The sequence below is a fragment of the Leptolyngbya sp. FACHB-321 genome (assembly GCF_014695975.1).
GTDB lineage: Bacteria > Cyanobacteriota > Cyanobacteriia > Leptolyngbyales > Leptolyngbyaceae > Stenomitos.
This window is the reverse complement of sequence record NZ_JACJPI010000073.1, coordinates 174,039-198,968: the sequence shown is the minus strand read 5'-3', so window position 1 is coordinate 198,968 and position 24,930 is coordinate 174,039. Positions and strand designations below refer to the sequence as shown.

15 protein-coding genes are annotated in these 24,930 nt (G+C 50.5%); 4 read left to right on the top strand and 11 right to left on the bottom strand.

The features are described from left to right. Nucleotides 1-75 precede the first annotated feature (75 nt). From aroQ to H6F76_RS20910, 8 genes are all read right to left on the bottom strand, one after another. Nucleotides 76-531 (bottom strand): type II 3-dehydroquinate dehydratase, encoded by a 456-nt coding sequence (gene aroQ, locus H6F76_RS20940; RefSeq protein WP_190511190.1) that lies wholly within the window; start codon nucleotides 529-531, stop codon nucleotides 76-78. Between the two features lie 141 nt (nucleotides 532-672). Further along, on the bottom strand, nucleotides 673-807 hold the full coding sequence (locus H6F76_RS31135) for a hypothetical protein (protein ID WP_277881262.1): 135 nt from the start codon (nucleotides 805-807) through the stop codon (nucleotides 673-675). A 210-nt stretch (nucleotides 808-1,017) separates the two neighbouring features. Continuing rightward, on the bottom strand, nucleotides 1,018-2,307 hold the full coding sequence (locus H6F76_RS20935) for a competence/damage-inducible protein A (RefSeq protein WP_190511188.1): 1,290 nt from the start codon (nucleotides 2,305-2,307) through the stop codon (nucleotides 1,018-1,020). A gap of 134 nt (nucleotides 2,308-2,441) precedes the next feature. After that, nucleotides 2,442-3,509, bottom strand: a complete 1,068-nt coding sequence (locus tag H6F76_RS20930; RefSeq protein ID WP_190447644.1) for an MraY family glycosyltransferase — start codon at nucleotides 3,507-3,509, stop codon at nucleotides 2,442-2,444. A gap of 669 nt (nucleotides 3,510-4,178) precedes the next feature. Then, entirely contained in the window at nucleotides 4,179-5,012 is an 834-nt protein-coding gene (locus H6F76_RS20925) for a nitrate ABC transporter ATP-binding protein (protein ID WP_190447646.1), read from the bottom strand. Between the two features lie 107 nt (nucleotides 5,013-5,119). Continuing rightward, nucleotides 5,120-7,120, bottom strand: a complete 2,001-nt coding sequence (locus H6F76_RS20920) for a nitrate ABC transporter ATP-binding protein (protein ID WP_190447648.1) — start codon at nucleotides 7,118-7,120, stop codon at nucleotides 5,120-5,122. Between the two features lie 217 nt (nucleotides 7,121-7,337). Beyond that, on the bottom strand, nucleotides 7,338-8,183 hold the full coding sequence (gene ntrB / locus H6F76_RS20915; RefSeq protein WP_190511186.1) for a nitrate ABC transporter permease: 846 nt from the start codon (nucleotides 8,181-8,183) through the stop codon (nucleotides 7,338-7,340). Nucleotides 8,184-8,393: 210 nt separating this feature from the next. Continuing rightward, nucleotides 8,394-9,734: a CmpA/NrtA family ABC transporter substrate-binding protein gene (locus tag H6F76_RS20910; RefSeq protein ID WP_190511185.1), complete on the bottom strand. Its 1,341-nt coding sequence runs from the start codon at nucleotides 9,732-9,734 to the stop codon at nucleotides 8,394-8,396. An 878-nt stretch (nucleotides 9,735-10,612) separates the two neighbouring features. On the opposite strand from H6F76_RS20910, the gene H6F76_RS20905 reads away from it, so the two are divergent. After that, nucleotides 10,613-11,287 (top strand): hypothetical protein, encoded by a 675-nt coding sequence (locus tag H6F76_RS20905; RefSeq protein WP_190511183.1) that lies wholly within the window; start codon nucleotides 10,613-10,615, stop codon nucleotides 11,285-11,287. Between the two features lie 93 nt (nucleotides 11,288-11,380). Here H6F76_RS20905 and tkt read toward each other — a convergent pair whose 3' ends face one another. Continuing rightward, complete coding sequence (tkt, locus tag H6F76_RS20900) at nucleotides 11,381-13,396, bottom strand: transketolase (protein ID WP_190511182.1); 2,016 nt, start codon at nucleotides 13,394-13,396, stop codon at nucleotides 11,381-11,383. Nucleotides 13,397-13,815: 419 nt separating this feature from the next. Further along, nucleotides 13,816-14,235 carry a hypothetical protein gene (locus tag H6F76_RS20895; protein ID WP_190511180.1) on the bottom strand — a complete coding sequence of 140 codons (420 nt, stop codon included), beginning with the start codon at nucleotides 14,233-14,235 and terminating at the stop codon, nucleotides 13,816-13,818. A 201-nt stretch (nucleotides 14,236-14,436) separates the two neighbouring features. Between H6F76_RS20895 and H6F76_RS20890 the strand changes: the two genes are divergently transcribed. From H6F76_RS20890 to H6F76_RS20880, 3 genes are all read left to right on the top strand, one after another. Further along, a complete protein-coding gene (locus tag H6F76_RS20890; RefSeq protein ID WP_190511178.1) occupies nucleotides 14,437-16,365 on the top strand; it encodes an amino acid transporter in 1,929 nt (642 codons plus the stop codon). Nucleotides 16,366-16,584: 219 nt separating this feature from the next. Beyond that, a complete protein-coding gene (locus tag H6F76_RS20885) occupies nucleotides 16,585-18,858 on the top strand; it encodes a transglycosylase domain-containing protein (protein ID WP_190511176.1) in 2,274 nt (757 codons plus the stop codon). 796 nt (nucleotides 18,859-19,654) lie between these two features. After that, nucleotides 19,655-22,582 (top strand): PAS domain-containing protein, encoded by a 2,928-nt coding sequence (locus H6F76_RS20880; RefSeq protein WP_190511174.1) that lies wholly within the window; start codon nucleotides 19,655-19,657, stop codon nucleotides 22,580-22,582. 172 nt (nucleotides 22,583-22,754) lie between these two features. Here H6F76_RS20880 and H6F76_RS20875 read toward each other — a convergent pair whose 3' ends face one another. Continuing rightward, on the bottom strand, nucleotides 22,755-24,926 hold the full coding sequence (locus H6F76_RS20875) for a glutamine synthetase III (protein WP_190511172.1): 2,172 nt from the start codon (nucleotides 24,924-24,926) through the stop codon (nucleotides 22,755-22,757). Nucleotides 24,927-24,930: the final 4 nt, after the last annotated feature.

The window sequence follows — 24,930 nt, the reverse complement described above, 5'->3', positions numbered from 1 at the left end:
CTGCACATCGCGTAGGGTCGATGCAACTCTAATACTCCACCTAAGACTTCTTCGTCCGTGATACGTGAACTAAATTCAGCCGGTTGACAGCTCAAGCTGTTTCAGATGATGCACTAATGCGTGCAAACCCAAGCGATAACTGTCAGCACCAAAGCCACTAATCTGACCGATCGCTACAGGGGCAATATATGAGTGATGACGGAATGGTTCGCGACGATAGATGTTGCTAAGATGCACTTCAACTGTAGGGAGTGCCACTGCTGCGATCGCGTCTCGCAGAGCGATGCTGGTATGCGTGTACGCGCCCGCGTTGATTAAAATACCGTGGTATTGCTCAAGCGCATCATGAATGGCATCAACCAAAAAACCCTCATGATTAGACTGAAGCGATGAAACCGTTACTTGAAGCACTGCCGCAGCTTCTTCGAGCTGTCGATCAATCGCTTCCAACGTCAACGAACCGTAAATACCTGGCTCTCGTTGACCCAATAAATTTAAGTTTGGTCCATGAAGCACCAAAATACTAAACAATCGAAGCCTCTTTCCTCACAAAGCTGATTGTTTCTTAAAAATACATTTGCGCGGTTATCTCAGGTCATACGTTTCCAAGCAGGCATCGCAGCTAGCCTAGACATGAAAGACCCTACCACGCAGTAGTGACAGCGCTGATAATTAGCGACGTGGGGAATCTTTTACGGGAATCGGAATCAGCTCGCCTTCTGGCTGCCCTTCGGGACCCAAGATCGCCTCTACGAGCCTACGTGCCCATTCCTTCACCTTCTCAAGCACCTTATCAAGGTAATCCATCGAACAGATCGCTCCTTTTCTATAGCTTCGCCGTCATTCACGCCTTGCAGTTACATGAGCGCAGTACGGCTGTAGCCTGGTCACTTATTTCAAATTGTACCCAATTTATCGGTTAGTTAACAGTCCGGAAAGAAACTGTGTAGAGCCTGTAAATTATGAGTGCATCTTTTAAGTCTTAATCAAACGTTGTAAATAAGCAAGTCGATCGCGCTATTGATCCAGTTTTATTAATAATTTCCGTCGCAAACAATCAAGTGCAGTAGCAGTGCTCAGTAGACGAATCCAGTCTCGCCCACGCGACGCCCCAAACCGATACTCAAAGCTTTGCACCGCAGTCGGTCCAGCGAGACCAATGTAAACTAAGCCAACCGGTTTGCTATCAGTACCGCCATCAGGTCCAGCAACACCCGTGATGCTAAGCCCCCAGGTAGTGCCAAGGCGCGATCGCACACCAGCCGCCATTTGTTTTGCCACCGCATGGCTAACGGCACCATGCTCGTTTAGGTCGTGTTCACTCACATCCAGCAACTGCACTTTGATAGCGTTGTCGTAGGAAATGACACCGCCCAAGAAATAGCTAGAGCTACCCGGAACTGACGTAATGATCGCACCCAAACCGCCACCTGTGCAGGATTCGGCAACGGCAAGAGTCGTTTGGGTTGTCTTCAGCAGTGCACCCACAACTGACGCAAGCGAATCGTTGTCTGCACCATAGCAATCCAAGCCACCAAGTTCGCGCAACTGCTGCTCTACAGGTGCAATTAACTGTTGCGCCTCTGCCTCTGAACTAGCACGTGCAGAAATTCGCAGTTTCACCTCACCATGATTGGCATAGGGAGCAACAGTCGGATTTTGGCGGTCGAAGAAGGGATTCACCTTCTCTGCCAGTGCTGATTCAGAAACACCCCAAAAACGTAGCGTCCGGCTGTAGATTGTCGTTTGACCCCAACCCTGGCTTTGCAAATAGGGAACGGCAACATCGCGCCACATTCGCTGCATCTCTGCTGGCACCCCAGGAAACGTGAGAATAGTCAGCCCAGGTCGCGGTTGCCAGATAATGCCGGGGGCACTGCCTGATTCGTTTGTCAGCACCAATGCACCTTCGGGCAGTAGCGCCTGCTTACGGTTGTTTTCAGTAAAGACGCGCCCTCGTTGAGCAAATTTATGAGTAATGTCTGCGAGAATTTCAGGATGCTCAATCAGGGGCACGTTGAAACAGGCTGCCAGTGTCTCATGAGTCAAGTCATCAGGCGTTGGGCCCAAACCGCCTGTAAAAATGAGAAGCTGGGAGCGATCGCCCGCCTGGTTAACCACACTTTTAATACGTGCCGGATTGTCTCCCACCACAGTCTGGTAGTAGTGAGCAATCCCTAACTGCGCCAGAGCCTGTGCCAAGAACTGGGCATTGCTGTTGAGAATATCACCCAGCAGCAGTTCTGTGCCAACACAGATAATCTCCGCACTCTTGTCCGTGCTCTTGCTTTCCACACTCTCAGACATCACGTTAAAGCATAGGGGACGATTTGCGGTTTGGTCTCCCTATTGTCGAACCAAGGGGAGTTTTAAGCTTTGGAGTAAAAAGGTTGACCCTCAAGCCAAGCCTAAATTTAATGCCAGTTTCGATGCTCCGCTCCTTAAGCCTGCGACTGACGAGCTGTTTTCCACACCTGCCAGCCAATGAAACTTAAGAGCACGGTTGCCCCGATCGCATAACCCAGACCACTCGGCATCCCAGATATCGCCAATGCTAGCGTGCCCACCCAAAGCGTAAGTGAGTAAATAAAGAGCACCGTAAGCCGCTGAGACAAACCGGCCTGAAGCAAGCGATGGTGCAAATGACGCTTATCTGCCACAAAAGGCGACTTACCCCGCCTAAGTCGATCGAAAATGACGGCTGACATATCGAGAATGGGGACTGCCAGAATTAAATAAGGCAGAACAACGGCGACCGTCAACGCTACAGTCGTAACACCTTTAACCAGACCGATGATCCCAATGCCTGCCAGTGAGAAGCCCATGAAGTAAGCGCCACCATCACCCATAAAAATTTGGGCAGGGTTGAAATTGTAGCGGAGAAACCCTAGGGCACCACCCGCCAATGCAGCAGCAATCAACGCAGCGGCAGGTTGTTTCATAAAGACGCATACGATGAACATCACGACCGCAGCAATACCGCTTACACCCGCAGCCAGACCATCAAGTCCATCAATCCAATTGATGGCGTTTGCCATGCCCACCAGCCAGACGATCGTAATCGGCAGGCTCACCCAATCGGGCAAAGAAACCAGACCGATCGCTGGGATGGTGAGAAAGTCAATCTGAACACCAACTTTCCAGGCAAGCCCTGCCACGATCGCTTGTAAAATCAACCGGGTAACGGGAGACAAGTTAAACAGATCATCCGCCAGCCCAATCAAAAAGAAGGCTAAACCGCCGATCGTGACACCCCAGACCTCGTACTCTTTCTCCGGTGATAAAACGCCAAAGCCACCCGTCCACCAGACAAGCAGTAGTCCTGCAAGGGTGCCAAGAAAAATGGAAACGCCACCAAGACGAACCATCGGACGTTTGTGAATTTTTCTACCGCCCGGTTTGTCAAAGTGTCCGCTCTTCAGGGCAATTTTCTTAACGATCGGGGTCGTCAGGATAACTACTAAAGAGGACGCCAGAAAAGCAACAAGGTTATAAAGAGGATCAGGCATCTGGAAGAGTAGGTCGAGGATAGGCGACAGGCAGAGTGTACTACACTTCAGATAATAGTTAGCAAAGTTGTTAATCCAACTTTCTGAGCGATCTGATGCTCCCTAAGTTTATAACTGATTCTAAGCGTAGCTTTGCGTTTATAGCAGTACCAGGTGATTGATTGCTAGCAGCAATCAATCACCTTTTCAATGACCCTCTGATGACCTCAGGATCATTCTTAGAGCAAGTACAAGAATGATGACGACAAACAGCATCGTCCTCTCACGTTGAGATGCGATATCACGATGCAATGACCCGTTACATGGTCTAGGTTAGCTTACTGATCGCTTGCGTGAGCGATCGCCCTGGTTCAACAACTCTGTCTAAAAGTTGCACCGCGTTTCTTAAACAGCGCGATCGTGCTCAAACTTAGTGGTAACTGGAAGCTAACTTGGCTAAAGCCGAGGCGTTACCTGGTTATGTTAATTAGCCCTCTGAGATGCTTGCTTTGTCGGTAAAGATGCTCACCCGATCGAAATAAAGTGCCTGGGGCACGGATCTGTACCCCAAGCAGACAGTTCAGTGGTGGCGTAATGCCTCTCTTTTGCTTCTGATCGCTTTCGTTTATGGCAACCAAGCCACCCCTCCGTTTGGTCGCGAAAAGAGCTTGGTAGCGAAAAGCGATCGCGCTACTCATCATCGTGAGCAAAACGGTTGTAAAGATAGTCAAGAATATAGTTCCGCATTTTGTAGAATTCAGGGTCTTCCATGATGCGATCGCGATCGCGGGGTCTTGGAAAGGGAATTTCTAAGATTTCGCCGATCTTGGCAGCGGGCCCATTGGTCATCATGACCAGGCGATCAGCTAAAAACAACGCCTCATCAATGTCGTGAGTAATCATCAACACCGTGCAGCGATGATCATTCCAAATCTTGAGCAATTCAACCTGTAGTTCCTCTTTGGTAATGGCATCGAGTGCACCAAACGGTTCATCAAGAATCAGGACTTCTGGACGAATGGCTAAGGCGCGGGCGATCGATACTCGTTGACGCATCCCACCCGAAAGTTGCCCTGGTTGCTTGTGAGCAGCTTCTGACAGCCCCACCATCGCCAGGTGTTCTCGTACAATCTGTTTCTTTTCGGCTTCAGATTTGTTGGGATGTACAGAGTCCACTGCCAGATAAATATTTTCGTAGGCAGTGAGCCAGGGCAACAGAGCATAGCCCTGAAAAACGACCATGCGATCGGGTCCTGGTTCCGTAATGCGTTTACCGTGTAGTGTGACCGAGCCATGCGTTGGAGTGGCGAACCCTGACACCATATTCAATAAAGTTGATTTGCCACAGCCTGAATGACCAATCACACAGACAAATTCACCTTCTTGAACCTGTAGATCGACCTGGTCAAGTACAACATAGTTGCCCTTCGGCGTGGGATAGACCTTAGAAACATTGTCAATGACGAGAAACGGTTCCTGTTTGGAATGAGCCTGTCTGGTAGTTTGAGTGGTTAGAGTTTGCATTGTTAGAACGGGTAAATGTGCTCTTTAAGACCTGTTTGGGATTGGTTATCAGCGATCAGCAGCCAGAAAAAGCTGATCGCTGACGGCTGCTCGCGCTTCTTAGTCGCTTAGGATATTGCGAGTGCATTATTCAGTGGTACGTCTGCCATGTAAATGTCATGTTTGACCTCTAAGTTGTTGAGATAGGCGATCGGGTCGTCGGCATTAAAGGTTGTGCCATCAAACAGTTGAATCGACCCTCGACTGTAGGTGATATCAGATAACCCCAGTTCCCGTGCTGCTGTACTGAACACACTGACACGGCAGACTCGCTCTAAAATTTCTACCCAATTGCGGGGAAAGGGAACGTCGCCCCAACGTGCCATTTGCGTCATCATCCACAGATGCTCTGTCCGGCTGGGGCGCGATACACCCTGACCATAGAACTGATGATGTGCGTATTCCTTGGGCGAAGGGTGAATACTGCACACGTGAGGATTGGGATCACCCAAATAGATGTATTGCAGGTCAGTGCCAAGGTATTCATGACGAGACAGAATTTCACGAATTTCTTCACTGTTTGCCTCGTCCATACAGTAGTGACACGCTTCTAAAAGAGCCTTCACAAGAGCAATGTGAGTATTAGGGTAGGCCAATGCCCAGTCCTCTCGAACACCCAGAACTTTACCGGGATGCCCATCCCACACTTCTAGATCAGTGGCGATCGTGTAACCAATGCCTTCTACCGCTGCCCGCACATTCCAGGGTTCACCAACGCAAAAGCCATCAATGTTACCAGCCTGTAAGTTGGCAATCATCTGTGCTGGAGGGATGGTGTTGAGTTGGACATCGCGATCGGGATGGATGCCAACGGCTGCTAACCAATAGCGGAGTAGTAAATTATGCATAGAGGCTGGATGCACCACACCAAAGACATGCTGTTTGTCTTGAGTAGCCAGTAGCATCTGCTTCAGGTCTTGTAGGGTATGAACACCCTGGTCATAAAAGCGCTTGTCGAGAGTAACGGCATTGCCATTACGGGTGAGTGTTAGGGCACTGACGGTTGGCAAAGAGCGCCCCTCTAGACCCCCCAGCGTGAGCCAGATTGGCATCCCTGAAGGCATTTGGGCAGCATCGAGATAATTACCCGCAATGCCATCCTGAATGCCACGCCAACTGGATTCACGCACCAGGTTGACCTCATCCAGACCATGATGAGCGAAGAAACCTTTCTCTTTGGCAATGGCAAGCGGAGCGCAAGCAGTAAGTGGAACAAAGCCAATTTCCAGGTTGACTTTTTCTAAACCATGACGGGCAACCGCTCCTTTTTTGCGCGCTCGCAATTGTTTAATCCGCTTCTGCTGATTTAGAAAATAGATGATTTCACTCCGCATTGAGTAATAGCTGGGGTGATTCACCACTTCTAGTCGTTTGCGGGGTCGAGGTATATCCACCGTCATCAATTGCCCAATTTTGGATTCCGGTCCATTGGTCAGCATGACAATGCGATCGCTCAACAGCAGTGCCTCATCTACGTCATGAGTGACCATTACCGCTGTCACCTGGCTCTCTTCACAAATTTGCATTAAGCGTTCCTGCAAATTGCCCCGTGTGAGTGCGTCCAACGCGCCAAACGGTTCATCTAGGAGTAGCAGTTTAGGACGAATCGCGAGAGCACGGGCGATCGCCACTCGCTGTTTCATACCACCCGACAGTTGACCCGGAGGCTTATCAGCAGCATGACGCAAGCCAACTAAATCAATGTGGTGCTCAATAATCTCATAACGTTCTTTTGAAGAGAGATACGCTAGAACCTCATCTACTGCCAGTGCAATATTTTCACGCACGGTGAGCCAGGGCAACAGTGAGTAGTTTTGAAACACCACCATCTTGTCAGGTCCTGGTCGTTGGATGGTTTCGCCATCGAGCAGAACAATACCGTCGGTCGGTAAATCCAACCCTGCAATCATATTCAGCAGGGTTGATTTGCCACAACCCGAATGCCCAATGAGTGAGACAAACTCACCCTTACGGATTTCTAAATCAATGCCTTTTAGTGCTACATAGCTATTGCCATTCGCTAGGGAAAAGGTTTTCTCAAGTTTTTCAACAGCAACAAAGGTTGTCATGGGAGTAGGGAGTGGGGAGTGGGGAGTAAGGAATAGGAAGCAAGGGGCAGAGGAGGCAGAGGGAAAGCTTTAATTTGTAAAGAGAGGGGCGAGAGAAGCGGTCTAGGGTATGTCTTATAAACGTTGCCCAGACTAAAACTCAAAACTTTTTCTGGCCCCTGACTGCTGATTGCTGACCGCTGAACGTGCAATCGACTCAAAACTCAAAACTTTCATATCACCGTTGTTCTTCTGGCAGAATTTTTGTTTGCAACCATGCCATGAACTTATCCAGCAACAGTCCTACAAAACCGATGTACACCAGTGCCAAAATGATTTCGCTCACTTGGCTATTTTGGTAGGCATTCCAGATGAAGAAACCAATGCCCACGATGCCGGACATGACAATTTCAGCAGCAATAATAGCCAACCAAGCTAGACCGATCGAGATGCGTAAGCCTGTGAAGATATAGGGCAAGGCAGCCGGAAAAAGCACTTTGAAGAAATACTTTTTGCGCGATAGCCGCAATACACGAGCAACGTTGTTGTAATCCTGAGGAATTTGTCTAACACCAACGGCTGTATTAATCAAAATGGGCCATACAGCAGTAATAAAGATGACGAACAACGCGGCAGGTTGGTTTTGTTGTAATGCGGCAAGTGCGATCGGCACCCAGGCTAGTGGCGGCACAGTTCGCAGCAGTTGAAAGAGGGGGTCGAGAGCTTTGGATAATGTCTTGTTCAATCCAACCCAGATGCCTACGCTGATGCCGACCAGGGCAGCAAAGGTATAGCCGATCGCAACCCGTTGTAAACTAGCCCAAATCTGCCAGAATAAGCCCTTATCAGTACCACCTTTGTCGTAGAAGGGATAGAGGATCAAAGTCCACGTTTCTTGGACAACCCGAATGGGACCTGGGAGTGTGGCTCCTGGAAGCCATGAGAAAAGCTGCCAAAGCGCAAGAAAAATGGCGATCGCGATGATCGGTGGTATTAAGTCACCTAGTCGTTCTTTCACCTTAAAGCGAGCCAATAAGGGCAGGTCAAACACGGTTGGGGTCGGTTGCTTACGAGCGAGCGTCATGGGTCTATCCTTTAAGTGCAATGGTGAATAATTAACGTCCTGTTGGTGGATCAAATTTCCACCTAACAACCTTTGAAAAACTGGTGCAACTGTTCTCAGAAACCTACAAAGAAGTCACAACAACTTTGCAGTGCAGCCAAGCGTTGTAGAGGCAGAAAAGAGGACGGGCTTAAGAAGATTGCTAAGGCTGATGGAGCGACAAGTCAGCTTCTAAACTCGCTTAATTTTCAAACTATCCAAATACGCTTGTGGGTTCTCAGGGTCAAACTTAGTGCCATCAAAGAAGGTCTCAACTCCACGAGAGGTACTTTTGGGAATATCAGCCGTAGCGACTCCTAGTTCCTTCGCAGCTTCCCGCCAAAGATCTTCACGGTTCACCTGTTTAATCAAATCGTTTGCCTTAGCCAACGTATCCTTCGGTAAAAAGCCCCAACGCACGCTTTCAGTCAGGAACCACAAATCATGACTCTGGTAGGGGTAAGAAACACTGCCTTTCTCGTCCTTCCAGTACAGTACCGCCATCGATTTATCATCAATCGATCGCTCACCCAGGTTGTATTTACCCATCAGCGGTTCTAGCAACACAGACTCTGGCATACCAAAGTATTCGCGCTGAGCCAGAATGCTCGCTAGCTCCTTGCGGTTGTCGAAGTTATCGCACCACTGCTGCGCTTCCATCACCGCTTTGAGAATGGCTTTAGTCGCCTTAGGATGTTTGTCTACCCAGTCTTTGCGAATGGCAAGGTATTCTTCGGGATGATTCTTCCAAAGTTCTGCGGTGAGGACTGGAATGAAACCGATTTTATCTGCCACAATCCGATGTGGCCAAGGATCGCCTGTACTAAAGGCATCCATTGCACCCCGCTTCATATCAGCAACGGTTTGAGCGGTGGGCACTGTCAACAGCTCAACCTCTTGATCGGGGTCAATGCCATTTCCAGCCAGCCAATAGCGCAGCCAAAATTCCTGGTTAGATTTAGGAAAGGTATACGCCGCTTTGAATTTTGAGCCTTCTGACTTCAGTTTGTTGAAGAAGGCGACTTGTTCCGTGATTTTAATGGATAAGCCCTTACCCAAGTGTTTGTTGCCGATCGCAATCCCATTGCCTTGGGTATTCAACTGCGCCAACACATACATGGGCACTTTTGTATTGTCGGTAATGATGCCTTCTGAAATCAGATACGGCATCGGCATCTGCCATTGCCCACCGTCGATACCGCCACCAGCAGAACCGATCTTCACGTTATCGCGTGCAGAACCCCAGTTTGCTTGCTTATCAATTGAAACATCGGGCATCCCATACTTGGCAAATAGCCCTTTCACTTTTGCAACAATTAAGGGCGCGGCTTCAACAATAGGCATATAGCCTAGTTTGATTGTCTTGACTTCCGGCATCATTTCCGGCTTTAAATCGGCAACTGGAGTGGCAATTGGAGTAAATTGGGTCGTTTCTGGTGGATTACCTAAACAACCTTTTAAAAACACTGCGCTAGCCGATGCCGTGGCGATCGTCATGAACCGACGACGAGAAACATTTGAAAAATCAGACATAGAATCTCCTAACAGTCCAAGATGGGGCTGCAATCAAAAAGGCACACTGTCCAAACAGGGTTATATCGTTTACAAAATTTTCAGGTTCATGCTGAATGAACCCATCAGTCCTTCACGTGAACCTGCTACCAGTGCTTGGTTAATAACAAAAGATGAATTTCTACCTGGCAAGAGGCATCAAACTATTAGCCTTTACCATAGATAAGAATCTATTCGTAGTAAGAAGCTAATAGCTAAAAATCTATCTTGAAAATACTTTAGCTGTATAGGCTTGAAAGATCAATTAGAGCCGCTATACAGAGTTGCTATGCGAAAGGTAAAGTTTTGCTTATCGATTGTGGCTTACCTTAAGCAAATAAACTATGGATTATGCGGCTTAAAGCCCAGAAGCGTCTCACCACGGCTTTTTTGTGTGTTGCAATTGCTTGCTAAGGGATGCATACACTACAGCGAACGGACGGCATTGATCGGGCAAAGTTTGAGATCTGTGTAAGCAATGCTGCCAGAGAACTGTCAGCCGACCAGAGGCACAGAGCAAAAAGAGCAAAAAGGCACGGATGATGAGTCGGACACTGCTTCATTTCAGCGCTACAGCAGTCTTAGCGGGATAGGGACGGATGACAGTTGCCCTCTTACTTAGGCTTGGAACAGCATCGTTGCTTGGGGAGAACCGCACCTGCTGGCGATCGCAAAAGTGATTGCATTCCAGTGCGTTTGTACTAAAATGGGGTTGTTTTCGCGAGTCAAACTAATTTGCTTTTTGCCCGTAGCTAAGTACCGATCACGTATGCGGTTGATCCCAATTTTGCTGTCTTACCAAGCGCTTTAAGGTTGGGGTCAACTCGTATATTAGAGAACCTCATTACTGGAGGAGAAAGATGGCACGTTTGGCTAAACCAGACGATATGAGTAGAAGTGGTCTGGTGCGCTATGTCGCCTTTTTTGTGGGTGCCTTGTGTCTAGTTGGACTGGCTTCGATTGCTCTGCATAAACTACTGCCAGTACTGCGAGTGCTGGTGCCGGGGGTGGTTGGTTGGTGGCTTTGGCAGCGCCATTCCAAAGTGGAGAGACGACGACAAAAGCACTTACACACAACGTTTTACCAATTGCTGCAAGAGCATCACGGACAGATTACACTCCTTGATTTTGCGATGACAGCAGAGATAACCGCGATCGCGGCTCGTCATTATCTGGATAGCCGTGCCAAAGAGTTTGCAGCCCGCTTTGAAGTGACAGAGCACGGTGATGTAGTGTACGTCTTCTCATCACTGCAATTGTCTCGATCGCCATCTGCCTCTATACCAGTAGTTGACACTGTCGCTGGTGACCACACCGGGGTAGCAGCGCTGCCCAACTCTCTAACGCAAACTGAACTCGCCAAACGGCTGGGCGTGGCAGCAAAAACTATCAGTCGCAAAAAGCACTTGCCGCTCTTAAGCGACTGGACTCAAACTCGCGATCCAGACGGTGTGGGCTGGTCTTATGCGGCTCAAACTCAGCGCTTTTTGCCAATTATCGATCGCCTAGTTGCACAAGCCGAAAAGGCTCCCTGAAATTTCAGAGAGCCTTCGGCATGGCATTAGAGCGGTTCTGGGCGATCGTTCATGGCGAAAGCGTTGGCTCACCAACTACTGACAACCAACAACTTACGCAAGCAATGCTTTTGCTTTCGCAACCACATTCTCAACGGTAAAGCCGAACTTCTCCATAATCGTGCCGCCAGGAGCCGAAACACCGAAGCGATCGACTGCAAGAATATCGCCCTCAGCCCCAGCATACTTCTGCCAGCCCATGCTGATGCCTGCTTCTACAACCAGGCGCTTGGTTACGGCTTTAGGTAACACGGATTCTTTGTAGGCGGCATCTTGCGCTTCAAAGAGTTCCCAGGATGGCATGGAAATGACGCGAACCTTTTTGCCTTCGCTGGTGAGTTGTTCAGCCGCTTTGACGCACAGACCGACTTCAGCGCCTGTACCAATCAAAATGACATCAGGTGTACCATCAGAGTCGATGACTGCGTAGGCTCCTTTTGCCACACCATCGATCGAGGAACCGGCTAGATTCGGCACTGCCTGACGTGAGAACGCAATCAACGTCGATCGGTTCTGGTTAGCATTTAGCACCGCTACTTTGTAAGCTCCTGAAGTTTCCGTACCATCAGCGGGACGTAGCACCGTGAGTTCGGGAATGGCTCGCAGCGAGGCGATCGTTTCTACGGGTTGGTGGGTAGGACCATCTTCACCCAGCGCAATCGAGTCATGGGTCATCACCCAGATTACGCCCGCTTGGGACAGTGCAGACAGGCGAATCGCGCCCCGCATGTAGTCCGTGAAGATAAGGAAGGTCGCACCATAGGGAATCAACCCAGACCCATGCAGCGCCATGCCGTTACAGATGGCTCCCATACCGTGTTCGCGCACGCCAAAGTGAACGTTACGGTTTTCGTACTGCCCTTTCTGGAAGTTGCCAGTTCCTTTCAGTTCGGTGAGGTTGGAGTGGGTGAGGTCAGCGGAACCGCCAATAAGTTCCGGCAGCACTTTCGCCAGCGCATTCAGGGTGATTTCGGAGTGTTTGCGAGTGGCAAGCTGTTTGTCTTCGGGCTTGTAGGTGGGCAAAACGCTCTCCCAACCGTCGGGAAGCTTGCCGCTGAGAAGGCGATCGAACGCCGCTGCTTTTTCGGCATATTTCGTCTTGTACTGCGCCCAGGTTTCATTCCACTCGGCTTCGAGGCTAGCCCCACGATCGATCGCTTTGCGAAGATGTGCCAGTGCATCATCGGGCACAACAAAGGGTTCGTACTCCCAGCCCAGGTTATCGCGAGTGAGTTGGATTTCATCGGGACCAAGCACCGAGCCGTGCGCATCTGCGGTGCCTTGCTTGTTGGGAGAACCGTAGCCGATCGTGGTTGTCACCTTGATCATGGTGGGCTTGTCGGTCACGGCTTTTGCTTCCGCGATCGCCTTTGCTAATCCTTCCAAATCCGTGTTGCCATCTTCAACATGCAGGACGTGCCAACCATATGCCTCAAAGCGCTTGGAGACATCTTCGGTAAAGGCAATGTCGGTGGAGCCGTCGATCGAAATGTGGTTGTCGTCATAGAGCGCGATCAGCTTGCCTAGCCCTAAGTGCCCTGCAAGAGAGCAGGCTTCACCCGATACGCCTTCCATGTTGCAGCCATCGCCCAAAATGACGTAGGTGTAGTGATCAACTAGAGTCAGGTCAGGCTGGTTGAACTTAGCTGCTAGATGAGCCTCGGCGATCGCTAACCCAACAGCGTTTGCAATCCCCTGGCCTAGCGGACCCGTTGTCACTTCTACGCCAGCCGTCTCAAAGTTTTCGGGGTGTCCGGGTGTTCTCGACTCCCACTGACGGAACTGTTTAATGTCGTCGATCGTCACACTGTCGTAGCCTGTCAGATGCAGCAGAGCATACTGCAACATACAGCCGTGCCCCGCAGACAGCACAAAGCGATCGCGGTTAAACCATTTGGGATTCTTGGGATTAAACCGCAGAAACTGATCCCAAAGGACGAATGCCATCGGCGCAGCACCCATCGGTAAGCCGGGATGACCAGATTTGGCTTTTTCAACGGCATCGACCGCGAGAAAGCGAATGGAATTAATACAAAGTTGTTCGAGGGTTTGGGTGGTTGCGACAGCCATGACTTCTCTTAGTTTAATAACGGCGTGGGTGTGGGCAGGCGGACAGGGGCAAGCGATCGGGTTCAGTGATGCAATGAAGCAGCGCGTAGTTCAAATGGTTAATTCTACAATATGGCTCCCTCTCCTTAGGAGAAGGGTGGCGAAGACGGTGTAAGGGCGTTGCAAAACCTTCAACTTACTCTACTAGATAAGGTAGAAAGAAATGATCAGAAAAGAGTGAGCAACAATACCTATCGCTTTCCATTTAAAGTTTATAGCGTAAGCTGCCAATGATCTATCCCTTGTGAATGCAAATCTATTCATTATTCGCCTGAAGCGGCATTTAGAGTGAATGAACACTTAACGCCCGTCATCAACGACGCGCATTCAATTTCATCTTGAGGTGACCGCTAATTTGCACGTCCGCCGCCTGCCGTTGGTTAGACAGCACCGTTTGTCTCGAAGGATTCTCTCAAGGGAGTGAAGTAAACGAGAGCCAAAATGATGCCGTCCACCAAGCTACCCAAATAGAACAGGATGCTCACCCACCCTGATTCAACATAAGGCCCATTAACGGGTATGAGAACAAATCCGAGGACGTAGCTCACTGGCAGGAGGGTCAATGCCCATCGCCTGAAACGGAAAAGCCCGACGGTAAGCACGGCAGCAAAAACAATAAATGTCATATCCACGACGACTAGAACAATTTCGCCGTTCGCAAGCGGAGCGTTTTCTATTCTTGCAAGGTAACTTTGCAACTCGGGGGGGAGGGAGTTCTCGGTTGCGAAAGAGGTTACAACCCCGGCAATTACAAGTAGCCAACTGAGCACTAGCAATATTCTGAAGCTCTTCCGTGTCATATCGGTTCATCAAGAGAAAGATGTCTAACAATGCGTTTGGCATCAAGGGTAGAGGGGTGGAACAAAATCACATTGCCTTCCCCCCTTCCCCGTCTATCAGAAACGCTGCTCACCAGACTATAGATTTAGTGAAATTTACTTTGAGCATTGCTGCAACTTGCCATAACCTAACAGTAGCGACACAGCATGGGAGTAGTGTTGATGGCTCAATCGATTAATCCAATTGAACAGCGTCGCCAACAGCTTATTAATTGGTTCTTGCAAGAAAACCGCCACGAAAAGGGAGGAGCGCACTCAACGCATCCCTGGTGGCAGGTCATGTGTTTAACGGGTGTCGATTATTTCTCGACGCTGGGCTATCAGCCTGGTATTGCGGCGCTGGCAGCAGGAGCGCTTTCGCCGCTAGCAACTTTAATCTTGGTGCTGTTAACGTTATTTGGTGCCTTGCCAATCTATCGGCGCATTGCTGCCAAAAGCCCTAATGGTGAAGGATCGATCGCCATGCTCGAACATCTGCTCCCTTGGTGGCAGGGCAAGCTGTTTGTGCTGTGTTTGCTGGGCTTCGTCGCGACCGACTTTATTATCACTATTACCCTTTCGGCAGCAGATGCGACAGCACACGTTATTGAAAATCCGCTGGTGCCAGACTTTCTACATGACCAGGCGATCGCGATTACCCTAGTCTTGATCGCGCTGCTGGGTGCAGTGTTTCTGAGGGGGTTCCGCGAAGCGATCGGGCTTGCTGTTTTCCTGGTAAGTATCTACCTGCTGCTGAACCTGATCACCATTAGTGTGGGTGCATACCAGATTTGGCAACATCCATCGGCGATCGCAGACTGGCAAACTGCGCTCTTTACCCGACATCAAAACCCGTTTGCCATGCTGGGGGTCGCGCTGTTGCTCTTTCCTAAGTTAGCGCTGGGGCTGTCTGGGTTTGAGACAGGTGTAGTGGTAATGCCGTTAGTCAAGGGAAGCAGTACTGACACTGAAGAGTTTCCGCATGGGCGCATCCGCAATACCCGCAAGCTGCTGACGGCGGCAGCAGTCATCATGAGCTTCTTTCTGCTGACCAGCAGTTTGGTGACGACACTACTCATTCCTACTGCCGAATTTCAGGCAGGCGGTAAAGCCAATGGACGCGCCCTTGCCTACCTGGCACATTTCTATATGGGTGATGCCTTCGGTACTATTTATGATCTGAGCACGATCGCCATTCTCTGGTTTGCAGGGGCATCGGCTATGGCAGGGCTGCTCAACATTGTGCCGCGCTATCTGCCTCGTTATGGTATGGCTCCGAATTGGACACTGGCAGCACGACCCTTAGTAGTGGTCTATACGCTCATTGCCTTTGTAGTCACGATTCTCTTTAAGGCAAACGTAGAAGCGCAGGGTGGAGCCTATGCCACTGGTGTGCTAGTGCTGATGAGTTCTGGTGCCTTTGCAGTCGCTCTGGCAGCGCGTCATCATCGATCGCAACGGGGCACGATTGCCTTTAGCCTCATTACGCTCGTGTTTCTCTATACCACTGTCACTAATATTATCGAGCGCCCAGAGGGCATCAGAATTGCTGCCTTCTTTATCGGCGCGATCGTGGCAACCTCTCTCATCTCACGAGTTTGGCGATCGACCGAGCTACGAGCAGAGCACATTGAATTTGATGCCACAGCACGTCAATTCATTGCAGAAGAAAGTCAGGGCACCATCCGCTTAATTGCCAATCGGCTCCATACAGGCGATGTAGAGGAGTATTACTTAAAAGAACGAGAAGTCCGTGAGGACAACCTGATTCCCCCAACTGATCCCGTTTTGTTTCTTGAGATTCAAGTCGCTGATGCGTCTGAGTTTATCGATAAGATCCAGGTCGTAGGGGTAGAAGTAGGTAAATACCGCATTTTGCGCGCTCAGAGTGCGGCTGTGCCGAATGCCATTGCCGCCATCCTGCTAGAGCTTCGCAACCAAACCGGCAAGCTCCCACACGCTTACTTTGGCTGGATTGAGGGCAATCCCATCCAGTATTTGCTGCGCTTCATCCTCTTTGGTGAAGGCGATATTCCCGTCGTGACGCGTGAAGTGCTTCGTCGAGCAGAGCCTAATCCGGAACAGCGTCCGGGGATTCATGTGGGGGGATGAGGGAGTGAAGAAGTGAAGGGTATTAGGGCTTCGCCTGGCTTCCCCTGCATCTCTCCCTTGCGTATTAGCCTGACTCAACTGAATCGATCGCCCAACCCTTTAACTGGCAATGAGTAAAGTTCAGAAATGGCGGTGGTTGTCTAGAATGAGTCTGAAGTAGGTCGGAACTTGCAAATACGGTTGTGATTCTGATCTCAGCAGTTCTACTTGTAGACCCTCATGACCCCGCCGCCCCCTCGTCGATCGCAAACGCTTGTCGGTGCCATTACCCAGGCAGTGCAGACTGTTCAGGCAAAGATCAATTTTTCTAAGCTGAAGCTAAAGCCAAACGCACGGGTGCCAGAACTATGGGTGCAGGAGGCAGGAGCCGAGCAGGCAGAGGTCTATCCATTGCTAGGCGATCGCTATATGCTGGGGCGCAGCTCCAAAACGTGCGATATAGTCGTGCGGAATCCAGTTGTTAGCCAGGTGCATCTCTCGCTTAACCGAGACAGCCAGCGGCAAAGCCTTTTGAGCACCTTGTTTCGTCCGCCGTTTTTTCTTAAAGACGAAAACTCTACAAATGGCATTTATCGTGGCAAGCGACGGGTGCGATCGACTCGCTTACGACACAAAGCAGCTTATACGCTCGGTCCACCAGAACTAGCGGCTGCCGTTCGCATTCAGTTTATTGATCCACCACCCTGGTATGTGCAAGCCGTTCGCTACTGGATGTATGGCGTTGGTGGCGTGACAGCCCTTGCAGTGGCAGGGGTGCTGCTGGAGTGGCAAAAATTTTCGGTACAGCCATTGCCTGATTCGGTACAGGGACCCTTTGTAGTATTAGCGCGGGATGGGCAAACGCCGCTTAGTCCGGTGACAAACCGTACCCATACCGAGTTTAAGAACCTGTCAGACTTTTCGCCATACCTTGCGAAGGCGGCGATCGCCTCCGAAGACTCCCGTTTTTACTGGCATTTTGGCGTTGACCCGATCGGCACGCTGCGGGCATTGGTCGCTAACGTGCGAGGCGGCGAAATTCGTGAGGGCGGCAGTACGCTGACCCAACAGCTTGCTCGTAGCCTGCTGCGGCAGTACGTGGGCACCCAGGATTCGGCCGGACGCAAACTGCGCGAAGCAGCAGTTGCTCTAAAGCTGGAGACGTTTTACAGCAAAGATTTTCTCATGCTGACCTATCTCAACCGTGTCTATCTGGGCAACGAAGCTTATGGGTTTGAAGATGCGGCGCAGTTTTATCTGGGTAAGTCTGCCAAAGACCTGACGTTATCAGAAGCCGCGACTCTAGTGGGCATTCTGCCTGCACCCAATAGCTTTAACCCTGTGCGCGACTACAACAAGGCGATCGAACTCCGCGATGGTGTCTTGCAGCGCATGGCAGAGCTAAATCTAGCCAGCGCTGAAGAAATCCAACGGGCACGTCGATCGCGCGTTGATGTCAACCCCAAAGCCAAAGCGCAGCTAGATAATGTGCTTGCGCCCTACTACTACAGCTATGTGTTTACTGAACTTCAGCAGCTTTTAGGTTCAGAGCTTGCCGAAGAAGGCAACTTCATCATTGAAACGGGACTTGATCTCAAACTACAGTCCCGCGCCGAAGCCAGTCTGCAAGAGGCGGTCAATAATGCTGGGGCTAGCGCAGGCTTCTCGCAGGGGGCGATCGTCACCATTGATTCTCAAAACGGCGAAGTACTTGCGCTTGTAGGCGGCGTAGACTACAAAAAAAGCCAGTTCAATCGAGCCTCCCAGGCACTACGGCAACCTGGCTCTACGTTCAAAGTCTTTGCCTATACAACAGCATTTGAGCAAGGCATTTCACCTGGCACCACCTACTCGTGTGCACCGCTAGACTGGCAGGGACAATCGTTTGCAGGCTGTCGGACTGGCGGCGGTAGCCTCGATATATCTACAGGCTTGGCACAGTCTGAGAACGTCATTGCGCTACGAGTAGCTCAAGCTGCAGGGCTAGACAACACCATCCGCACGGCTCAACGCATGGGTATCCGCTCTACCCTCAAAGCCACACCTGGGCTGGTACTAGGCGAGAGTGAAGTGACACCGCTAGAGCTAACAGGAGCCTTTAGCATCTTTGCCAATCGCGGCGTTAGCAACCCACCCCGTGCTATCCGACGCATACTGGACGGTGGTGACTGTAAAATTCCGAAAGATGTCAAAACCTGCCGCATTATCTACAGTGCCGACCGAGATCCACAGCTTAGACAACCCGTTCTCAGCCCAGACATTGCAGAGACAATGACCAGTTTAATGCAAGGTGTCGTGCGTGGAGGTACGGGACGCGCTGCGGCAATCGGGCAAGGCGAAGCCGGAAAAACAGGCACTACTAATGACAATGTTGACCTATGGTTTGTAGGTTATATCCCCGGTAGCTTGGTCACGGGTGTTTGGTTAGGGAATGATAACAATTCCCCTACGTCTGGCAGCAGCGGCGAAGCAGCCCAACTTTGGGGCAACTACATGAGTAAAAGTGTGCGTTGATTGCAGCATCCTCTCAGTTGTTGGGCATAGTTAAACTGTGAGGCTTAGATTAAGTAAAGAGATTTCTGAGAAAGAATGTACCGCTTGTAGGGGACAGGTTTTGCCAGAAGCTTTGTGAATAACCGACCACGTTGGTATCAAACCTGCCCCTACGGGTATTTTGTTTGCTAGAAATCTCCTAAAGTCAGGTTTTGTGTAGGGTTATGGCAATGCTATACCTCCTGTAAGTTGTCAACGTTACAGGTAATTCAATGCTTAATCCCAAGGATGTTTTAGCAGTGAAGGGGCTGAAACCCCCTAATTGCAAACAAAGCTCATATCTCCCTCTGATAAATGTTGAGAATACTTACCGAGTCAGCGAAGCTCCAGTGGACGACTAGCTAAAAAGCCGCGCATGTGCAGAGTAAAACTGCAATCTTTACCCAAAATTCATCAATTAACTGGATAGAAGTGCGGTATTTGACGCTGGGTACAGTCAACGAGCCTTAAGATAACTTAAGAGAAGGATGTGCTACATCACCTCCAGACAACCTCACCCGTTAGAGCGCAGCGTGCATCTCTGCTCTCGACCTTAGCGAATGCTTGCCCCAACCGCTATAGACAGAACTTTTACAGTACTACGTTGAGCGATCGTCGCTGATTACATCGCTATCTTGAAAGAGCTAAGAACATTTGCCTTAAAGGAGTAGTGGGTGTATTTCTCCTAGCCAGAGCTTCCCCCTATACCCGCCCTAAACCATAGCACTGATAGATAACACTTCTCCGCACTGAAGCCTCAGAATGGTCTTAGAACAGTATGCTGTCTGAATCGTTGCACCAAGAGTTAATTGACTTACGACAGCGTGTAGCCGAACAAGCCCTCATGCTGACCCAGATGGGTCAGCAGTTGCTGCACTTTCAGCAAGCTGAACTGCCCCTGGAAGCGTCGCATCAAAAGCTCTCAGTGCCATTGCAGCAGTCGTCGATCGCCATCATCGAGTGGAGCGCCGCGCTTGAGGTCGTTGACTGGAATCTGACGGCTGAAAGGCTTTTGGGCTACAGCAAGCAAGATGCGATCGGTCGTCATGTCACCGATCTGCTGTCGCTAGAACAGAGCCACCGACTGATAGCTACCGCACGTAATCAAGCGCCCGGCGATCGCACGCTTCATCAAACGGTGACACCGGATGGCAAGCTTGCTGTCTACACCTGGCACAACGCACCGCTAATGAATGGGCAGCAACAAGTGACGGGCGTGCTTTCCCTGGTGCACGTAAACGTAGACTCGCCCGCCACAGCCGTATTGACAGAGGCTCACGACACAACACAACACTCGATCGCACCCCTTTCCAGCGATTTTTTGAACGCGATCATTAACACCACGACTGATCCTCTCTTTGTCAAAGACCAGCAGCATCGCTACATCCTCTTGAACGATGTCTTCTGTCAATTTATGGGTTGGCATCGCCCTAATGTGCTGGGGTTGACTGATCATGAGGTTTTTCCTGATAGCGAACAAGCCGACTTTTTTCGCGATACTGACCAGATTGTGCTGACCACAGAATGCGATCGAGAAGACGAAGAAAGCCTGACCAATCTGCACGGTCAGACTCACCTCTTCTCAACCAAAAAGTCGTGCCTGCGCGATGCTACTGGCAATAAATTTATGGTTGGCACGATGCGCGACATCACTGCCTTAAAAGCCGCAGAAGCTGCGCTAAAGCAGTCTAAGGAAGAGCTAGAAATGCGTGTAGAGGCTCGCACAGTCGAACTTCAGCAAACCGTTGTGCAACTTCAGCAACAAGTTCATGAACGACAAGCAGCGCTGCACAAGCGTGATCAAGCGGAGTCAAAGCTGCAATACATCCGCAAGTTTTTGGAATCTGTACTCCGGACGCTGCCAGTAGCAGTGATTGCGAAAGAGGCAAAGGATTTGCGCTACGTACTGTGGAATCCGGCGGCTGAGGCAGTACTCGGTGCGACCGCTAAAGAGGTGATGGGTAAGAATGCTTACGATCTGTTGCCTCTAGAGCAAGCTGAGGCGCTAATGGCTTACGATCGCCAGGTGTTGCAGACCAGAGACATCCTGGATCTTCCCGAAGAGTTAGTGCCAGCCGACGGGGGAGAGACACGCATCTTGCATACTAAAAAAACTGCTGTCTTTGATGAAGACGGCAACCCACAGTATCTTTTAGCGATCACCGAAGACATCACTGAGCGCAAACAAGCCGAAGCCGCCTTGCAGCAAAATGAAGCACAGCTGCGAGCATTGGCGCAGCGCGAAGAATTGCTCAATCGCGTTGCCAACCAGATTCGTAGTTCGCTGGATTTGGACACTATTCTGCAAACGACCGTGCATGAAGTCCGCAATCTGTTGCAAATCGATCGCTGTAGCTTTTGCTGGTTTCACGCCGAAGCCGATCAGCTTGCGAACCTCGAATTTACGCACGAATCGCGGGGTGCTGACTTTCCGAGTTTTTTGGGCACATACCCACAAGACCTCAGTAAGCCAGCTGATCGCCATAACCCCATTATCGAAAGCCTCTTAAGCCAGACCCCTTACCGTGTTGATGATGTGGAGACCGATCCACGTCTCAAGCCAGAAGCCCGCGACATTCTGCGTTTTTATCACTATCACTCGGAGCTACTACTGCCGGTACAGATACTTTCGGGGCGACGGGGCGGTATTCATTGCGGTCATCACAGCGCTATACGTCCGTGGAGCGAATCAGAAATTGAGCTACTGCAAGCCGTAGCAAGTCAACTTGCGATCGCCATCAACCAGGCAGAGCTTTATCACCAGAGCGTGATTGCTGCCAACACGGCGCAACAGCAAACACAGCAGCTAGAGGAAGCGCTGCAAGAACTTCAGGAGGCGCAGGCGCAAATGGTGCAAAGCGAGAAGATGTCTAGCCTAGGGCTACTGGTGGCAGGGGTCGCACATGAAATCAACAACCCCGTTAACTTTATCTACGGCAACCTCACGTATGCCAACGAATACATTCAGGATCTGCTGCAACTGATTAACCTGTATCAAGAGCAGTACCCAACACCGACGAAACAAATTCAGACCGTTGCTACTGCGATCGACCTTCAGTTTGTGATGACAGATTTACCCAAATTGCTGGCATCAATGAAAGTCGGTGCAGACCGCATTCAGCAAATCGTCGCGTCTCTGCGAACCTTTTCGCGCATGGATGAAGCCGAATTTAAAGCGGTCAATATTCACGAAGGCATTGACAGCACACTGATGATTTTGCAAAGCCGTCTCAAAGCACAACAGATGCGGCTAAAGGGGTGTGAATATGCCCGACCCGCGATCGAAGTCGTGAAGGCATACGGCAATTTACCGCTGGTTGAATGCTATGCAGGGCAGCTTAATCAGGTGTTTATGAACGTGCTGAGTAATGCGATCGACGCCCTGGATGAGCGCGACAGTCGACGTGATGCTGCAATGATGGAGCAAAATCCCAGTGTCATTCGCATTCGCACCGAAGTTTGCGACAGCGATCGCGTCCTGATTGCGATCGCAGACAATGGACCCGGCATCCCCGAAGCGGTACGTCAAAAGCTGTTTGATCCCTTCTTTACCACGAAGCCCGTGGGCAAAGGCACTGGCATGGGCTTATCTATCAGCTACCAAATCATTACAGAGAGGCATGGCGGCTCGCTACAGTGCCAGTCCTCTACTGGGGAAGGTACAGAGTTCCTGATTGAAATTCCTCTAAAGCAAGTGCCTCAGTAAAGATGATTGCAGCTCCCTGATTGGCTCTGATAGCAATGTCCTACCCGTTGGGAGGCAAACTCCAGATTCTATCAGAAAATTCTGACCTGAAACTTCAAGGCTTCCCTAACGTAATGCTAGAGAAGCCTTGAAGCAGGGATGAAATCAAAGAGCTTACTATCCCGAACGCAGCTTATTTGACAAACAGCATTTCTTGATAGGTCGGTAGCGGCCAAAAATCGTCGGCTACTTCGCTTTCAAGTGCATCAGCATACTCCCGCACTTTATCCATTAATGGACGAATTGTTTGGGCAGAATACTGCATATGCTCTTCCGGTGCAGCAAAATCATGCTTAGTCATTGCCTCACTGAGTTTGCTGATGTTATCCAGCATGGGTTGAATCAGCGCTGCCACTTTTTCGGCGCTTTCCTTGCCCATTTCGATGCCGATCGCCTTGGCGTTGACGATCGCGGTAGACAGTTCAGAAAGGTATCGCATTGCAGCCGGATAGATCATTGTTTTGGCGATACTCACTACCAGCTTGGCTTCTACCTCGATCGCCAGGATGTATTGCTCGGCATACACATCGAAGCGGCTTTCGAGTTCCACCGGAGTCAGCACACCAACGCGCTCAAACAGTTCTTCAATGTAATCAGCTTTTAAGACGGGTAGTGCATCGGCAGTCGTCCGCAGATTCGGTAGACCACGTTCTTCGACCGCCATTTTGTGCCATTCTTCACAATAGCCGTTACCACCAAAGACGACAGCGCCATGCTTGTCCATCACCTCTTTCAGTACAGTATGAACGGCAGCATTGAGTTCCGTACCCTTTGCCATCTCGTTCTCCAGGGCATCGCCAATCCAGGTAAGGGAATCTGCCAGGATGGTGTTCATCGCGACAAGCGGGCCCGAAACCGACTGCCCCGAACCAACGGCTCGGAACTCAAAACGATTGCCTGTAAAAGCAAAGGGTGACGTGCGGTTGCGATCGCCCGGATCTTTAGGGAAGATCGGCAATGTGTCTACGCCGAGTTCCATGACCCCAGCGTGGGCAGAACTAGTGGGTTGTCCCTGGCTAATTTGATTGAACACCTGCTCCAGTTGCGTCCCTAGATACATAGAGATAATTGCTGGAGGAGCTTCATTCGCACCCAGGCGATGATCATTACTGGCAGTAGCAACCACAGCCCGCAGCAAGGGACCATACTTGTGCAGACCCCGAATGACCGCGCCGCAAAAGAGCAAAAACTGCATATTGGCGTGAGGCGTATCGCCTGGATCAAGCAAGTTGCCTTGAGTCGCATTGCCAACCGACCAGTTGACGTGCTTGCCAGAACCGTTAATGCCAGCAAACGGCTTCTCGTGCAGCAGACAAGCAAAGCCATGCTTTTTAGCAGTGCTCTTGAGAATGGTCATCGTGAGCTGCTGGTGATCGCTCGCTACATTCGCCGCTTCAAAAAAGGGCGCAATCTCAAACTGACCCGGCGCTACTTCGTTGTGTCGTGTTTTGGCTGGAATGCCCAGCTTGTACATCTTCTCTTCTACGTCCTGCATGAACACCTGGACGCGATCGGGAATGGCTCCAAAGTAGTGGTCATCAAACTGTTGTCCTTTAGCAGGCGGTTTGCCAAAGAGGGTTCTGCCAGCCAGCAGCAGATCGGGGCGACTATGGGCAAAGTGAGCATCTACTAAGAAGTATTCTTGCTCTGCACCACAACTGGAGTTTACAGGCGCAACGTCGGTGTGTCCTAACAGCTTCAGTACGCGAGTGGCGGCTTTGTTCATCGCGGCGTTCGATCGCAGCAACGGCGTTTTCTTATCCAGCGCGACACCCGTCCAGGAGATGAACACTGTGGGAATGCAAAGCGTCACGCCATTGTCGGTCTCCATCACATAGGCAGGACTGGTAACATCCCATGCCGTATAGCCTCGCGCTTCAAACGTAGAGCGCAGTCCGCCGTTCGGGAAGGAAGAACCATCTGGTTCGCCCTGCACTAGCACTTTGCCAGTAAATTCGGTGATGACCGTGCCATCACCTTGCACTGAAATGAACCCATCATGCTTCTCAGCCGTTGCATTCGTCATCGGGTAGAAAACGTGCGCGTAATAGAGCGCGCCTTTGGACGTTGCCCAGTCTTTCATTGCTGCGGCAACCGCACCTGCCACCGATACATCGATTTTTCCACCCGTTTGAATCGTATTTTTAATAGACTTAAATACCTCTTTGGGCAAGCTTGCCTGCATCTTGCTCAGCGTGAAGACATCCGTCGCCCACAGCGCTTCCAGACGTTGGGGCATTTTGGGTGGTTGGGGTTTGCGATCGGTGACTTGAGAAACAGCTTGAACGCGCAATTCATGGGTCATGGGG